The 5,618-nt window shown below is 51.1% G+C and carries 2 tRNA genes and 3 rRNA genes; all 5 read left to right on the forward strand.

The features are described 5' to 3' along the window. Positions 1-395: 395 nt before the first annotated feature. A 16S ribosomal RNA gene (locus CEC48_RS30490) occupies positions 396-1,932 on the forward strand. An 83-nt stretch (positions 1,933-2,015) separates the two neighbouring features. Further along, positions 2,016-2,092 (forward strand) — tRNA-Ile (locus CEC48_RS30495). 30 nt (positions 2,093-2,122) lie between these two features. Next, a tRNA-Ala gene (locus CEC48_RS30500) sits at positions 2,123-2,198 on the forward strand. Between the two features lie 249 nt (positions 2,199-2,447). Beyond that, positions 2,448-5,341: ribosomal RNA gene (locus CEC48_RS30505) — 23S ribosomal RNA — on the forward strand. A gap of 156 nt (positions 5,342-5,497) precedes the next feature. Further along, a 5S ribosomal RNA gene (gene rrf / locus CEC48_RS30510) occupies positions 5,498-5,613 on the forward strand. The 16S, 23S and 5S rRNA genes sit together here with 2 tRNA genes alongside, the layout of an rRNA operon. Positions 5,614-5,618: the final 5 nt, after the last annotated feature.

The following is a 5,618-nucleotide window of genomic DNA, read 5'->3' on the forward strand; positions in this document are numbered from 1 at the left end:
CGTGTTGTTTAGCCCTATTAACGGTTCGATCTTCTCGGTCGAAAGCGGAGAAAAAGAGGTGTTGACAGCAGCGTGTAACGCTGTAGAATTCGCCTCCCGCTAACGAGAGATCGGAAGGGCAAGTGGTTGAAGTTACAAAGGAAACTTTGAAAACTTCTTAAAAAAACCGCTTGACAGCAACAGAGGCTGCTGTAGAATGCGCGCCTCGGTTGAGACGAAAGATCTTAACCAACCGCTCTTTAACAACTGAATCAAGCAATTCGTGTGGGTGCTTGTGGAGTCAGACTGATAGTCAACAAGATTATCAGCATCACAAGTTACTCCGCGAGAAATCAAAGATGTAACCAACGATTGCTGAGCCAAGTTTAGGGTTTCTTAAAAACCCAAAGATGTTTGAACTGAAGAGTTTGATCATGGCTCAGATTGAACGCTGGCGGCAGGCCTAACACATGCAAGTCGAGCGGTAGAGAGAAGCTTGCTTCTCTTGAGAGCGGCGGACGGGTGAGTAATGCCTAGGAATCTGCCTGGTAGTGGGGGATAACGTTCGGAAACGGACGCTAATACCGCATACGTCCTACGGGAGAAAGCAGGGGACCTTCGGGCCTTGCGCTATCAGATGAGCCTAGGTCGGATTAGCTAGTTGGTGGGGTAATGGCTCACCAAGGCGACGATCCGTAACTGGTCTGAGAGGATGATCAGTCACACTGGAACTGAGACACGGTCCAGACTCCTACGGGAGGCAGCAGTGGGGAATATTGGACAATGGGCGAAAGCCTGATCCAGCCATGCCGCGTGTGTGAAGAAGGTCTTCGGATTGTAAAGCACTTTAAGTTGGGAGGAAGGGCAGTAAATTAATACTTTGCTGTTTTGACGTTACCGACAGAATAAGCACCGGCTAACTCTGTGCCAGCAGCCGCGGTAATACAGAGGGTGCAAGCGTTAATCGGAATTACTGGGCGTAAAGCGCGCGTAGGTGGTTCGTTAAGTTGGATGTGAAATCCCCGGGCTCAACCTGGGAACTGCATTCAAAACTGACGAGCTAGAGTATGGTAGAGGGTGGTGGAATTTCCTGTGTAGCGGTGAAATGCGTAGATATAGGAAGGAACACCAGTGGCGAAGGCGACCACCTGGACTGATACTGACACTGAGGTGCGAAAGCGTGGGGAGCAAACAGGATTAGATACCCTGGTAGTCCACGCCGTAAACGATGTCAACTAGCCGTTGGGAGCCTTGAGCTCTTAGTGGCGCAGCTAACGCATTAAGTTGACCGCCTGGGGAGTACGGCCGCAAGGTTAAAACTCAAATGAATTGACGGGGGCCCGCACAAGCGGTGGAGCATGTGGTTTAATTCGAAGCAACGCGAAGAACCTTACCAGGCCTTGACATCCAATGAACTTTCTAGAGATAGATTGGTGCCTTCGGGAACATTGAGACAGGTGCTGCATGGCTGTCGTCAGCTCGTGTCGTGAGATGTTGGGTTAAGTCCCGTAACGAGCGCAACCCTTGTCCTTAGTTACCAGCACGTAATGGTGGGCACTCTAAGGAGACTGCCGGTGACAAACCGGAGGAAGGTGGGGATGACGTCAAGTCATCATGGCCCTTACGGCCTGGGCTACACACGTGCTACAATGGTCGGTACAGAGGGTTGCCAAGCCGCGAGGTGGAGCTAATCCCAGAAAACCGATCGTAGTCCGGATCGCAGTCTGCAACTCGACTGCGTGAAGTCGGAATCGCTAGTAATCGCGAATCAGAATGTCGCGGTGAATACGTTCCCGGGCCTTGTACACACCGCCCGTCACACCATGGGAGTGGGTTGCACCAGAAGTAGCTAGTCTAACCTTCGGGAGGACGGTTACCACGGTGTGATTCATGACTGGGGTGAAGTCGTAACAAGGTAGCCGTAGGGGAACCTGCGGCTGGATCACCTCCTTAATCGACGACATCAGCTGCTCCATAAGTTCCCACACGAATTGCTTGATTCATTGAAGAAGACGATAAAGAAGCAGCCCGAAATTGGGTCTGTAGCTCAGTTGGTTAGAGCGCACCCCTGATAAGGGTGAGGTCGGCAGTTCGAATCTGCCCAGACCCACCAATTTTGTGTGGGAAACGCCTGTAGAAATACGGGGCCATAGCTCAGCTGGGAGAGCGCCTGCCTTGCACGCAGGAGGTCAACGGTTCGATCCCGTTTGGCTCCACCACTAACTGCTTCTGTCATGTAAAGCTTAGAAATGAGCATTCCATCGTGGTGATGGTGAATGTTGATTTCTAGTCTTTGATTAGATCGTTCTTTAAAAATTTGGGTATGTGATAGAAAGATAGACTGAACGTTACTTTCACTGGTAACGGATCAGGCTAAGGTAAAATTTGTGAGTTGCTCTTAATTGAGTATTATCGAATTTTCGGCGAATGTCGTCTTCACAGTATAACCAGATTGCTTGGGGTTATATGGTCAAGTGAAGAAGCGCATACGGTGGATGCCTTGGCAGTCAGAGGCGATGAAAGACGTGGTAGCCTGCGAAAAGCTTCGGGGAGTCGGCAAACAGACTTTGATCCGGAGATGTCTGAATGGGGGAACCCAGCCATCATAAGATGGTTACCTTACACTGAATACATAGGTGTATGGAGCGAACCAGGGGAACTGAAACATCTAAGTACCCTGAGGAAAAGAAATCAACCGAGATTCCCTTAGTAGTGGCGAGCGAACGGGGACTAGCCCTTAAGTGGCTTTGAGATTAGCGGAACGCTCTGGAAAGTGCGGCCATAGTGGGTGATAGCCCTGTACGCGAAAATCTCTTAGTCATGAAATCGAGTAGGACGGAGCACGAGAAACTTTGTCTGAATATGGGGGGACCATCCTCCAAGGCTAAATACTACTGACTGACCGATAGTGAACTAGTACCGTGAGGGAAAGGCGAAAAGAACCCCGGAGAGGGGAGTGAAATAGATCCTGAAACCGTATGCGTACAAGCAGTGGGAGCCCACTTTGTTGGGTGACTGCGTACCTTTTGTATAATGGGTCAGCGACTTATTTTCAGTGGCGAGCTTAACCGAATAGGGGAGGCGTAGCGAAAGCGAGTCTTAATAGGGCGTCTAGTCGCTGGGAATAGACCCGAAACCGGGCGATCTATCCATGGGCAGGTTGAAGGTTGGGTAACACTAACTGGAGGACCGAACCGACTACCGTTGAAAAGTTAGCGGATGACCTGTGGATCGGAGTGAAAGGCTAATCAAGCTCGGAGATAGCTGGTTCTCCTCGAAAGCTATTTAGGTAGCGCCTCATGTATCACTGTAGGGGGTAGAGCACTGTTTCGGCTAGGGGGTCATCCCGACTTACCAAACCGATGCAAACTCCGAATACCTACAAGTGCCGAGCATGGGAGACACACGGCGGGTGCTAACGTCCGTCGTGAAAAGGGAAACAACCCAGACCGTCAGCTAAGGTCCCAAAGTTATGGTTAAGTGGGAAACGATGTGGGAAGGCTTAGACAGCTAGGAGGTTGGCTTAGAAGCAGCCACCCTTTAAAGAAAGCGTAATAGCTCACTAGTCGAGTCGGCCTGCGCGGAAGATGTAACGGGGCTCAAACCATACACCGAAGCTACGGGTATCATCTTCGGATGATGCGGTAGAGGAGCGTTCTGTAAGCCTGTGAAGGTGAGTTGAGAAGCTTGCTGGAGGTATCAGAAGTGCGAATGCTGACATGAGTAACGATAATGGGTGTGAAAAACACCCACGCCGAAAGACCAAGGTTTCCTGCGCAACGTTAATCGACGCAGGGTTAGTCGGTCCCTAAGGCGAGGCTGAAAAGCGTAGTCGATGGAAAACAGGTTAATATTCCTGTACTTCTGGTTATTGCGATGGAGGGACGGAGAAGGCTAGGCCAGCTTGGCGTTGGTTGTCCAAGTTTAAGGTGGTAGGCTGGAATCTTAGGTAAATCCGGGATTCTAAGGCCGAGAGCTGATGACGAGTTAACTTTTAGTTAACGAAGTGGTTGATGCCATGCTTCCAAGAAAAGCTTCTAAGCTTCAGGTAACCAGGAACCGTACCCCAAACCGACACAGGTGGTTGGGTAGAGAATACCAAGGCGCTTGAGAGAACTCGGGTGAAGGAACTAGGCAAAATGGCACCGTAACTTCGGGAGAAGGTGCGCCGGTGAGGGTGAAGGACTTGCTCCGTAAGCTCATGCCGGTCGAAGATACCAGGCCGCTGCGACTGTTTATTAAAAACACAGCACTCTGCAAACACGAAAGTGGACGTATAGGGTGTGACGCCTGCCCGGTGCCGGAAGGTTAATTGATGGGGTTAGCTAACGCGAAGCTCTTGATCGAAGCCCCGGTAAACGGCGGCCGTAACTATAACGGTCCTAAGGTAGCGAAATTCCTTGTCGGGTAAGTTCCGACCTGCACGAATGGCGTAACGATGGCGGCGCTGTCTCCACCCGAGACTCAGTGAAATTGAAATCGCTGTGAAGATGCAGTGTATCCGCGGCTAGACGGAAAGACCCCGTGAACCTTTACTATAGCTTTGCACTGGACTTTGAATTTGCTTGTGTAGGATAGGTGGGAGGCTTTGAAGCGTGGACGCCAGTTCGCGTGGAGCCAACCTTGAAATACCACCCTGGCAACTTTGAGGTTCTAACTCAGGTCCGTTATCCGGATCGAGGACAGTGTATGGTGGGTAGTTTGACTGGGGCGGTCTCCTCCTAAAGAGTAACGGAGGAGTACGAAGGTGCGCTCAGACCGGTCGGAAATCGGTCGTAGAGTATAAAGGCAAAAGCGCGCTTGACTGCGAGACAGACACGTCGAGCAGGTACGAAAGTAGGTCTTAGTGATCCGGTGGTTCTGTATGGAAGGGCCATCGCTCAACGGATAAAAGGTACTCCGGGGATAACAGGCTGATACCGCCCAAGAGTTCATATCGACGGCGGTGTTTGGCACCTCGATGTCGGCTCATCACATCCTGGGGCTGAAGCCGGTCCCAAGGGTATGGCTGTTCGCCATTTAAAGTGGTACGCGAGCTGGGTTTAGAACGTCGTGAGACAGTTCGGTCCCTATCTGCCGTGGACGTTTGAGATTTGAGAGGGGCTGCTCCTAGTACGAGAGGACCGGAGTGGACGAACCTCTGGTGTTCCGGTTGTCACGCCAGTGGCATTGCCGGGTAGCTATGTTCGGAATAGATAACCGCTGAAAGCATCTAAGCGGGAAACTAGCCTCAAGATGAGATCTCACTGGAACCTTGAGTTCCCTGAAGGGCCGTCGAAGACTACGACGTTGATAGGTTGGGTGTGTAAGCGCTGTGAGGCGTTGAGCTAACCAATACTAATTGCCCGTGAGGCTTGACCATATAACACCCAAGCAATTTGTAGCTCGAAAGAGACCAGGTTGCGGTGTGTGAAGACGAAACGAACCGAAAGTTCGAGACCTTACAAAACACCGAAAGCTATCACATACCCAATTTGCTGAAGCGAGGCCAACTGGCCACGACTCAGTACCCGAATTTCTTGACGACCATAGAGCATTGGAACCACCTGATCCCATCCCGAACTCAGCAGTGAAACGATGCATCGCCGATGGTAGTGTGGGGTTTCCCCATGTGAGAGTAGGTCATCGTCAAGATTAAA

The sequence above is a fragment of the Pseudomonas sp. K2I15 genome (assembly GCF_002204795.1).
Taxonomy (GTDB): domain Bacteria; phylum Pseudomonadota; class Gammaproteobacteria; order Pseudomonadales; family Pseudomonadaceae; genus Aquipseudomonas.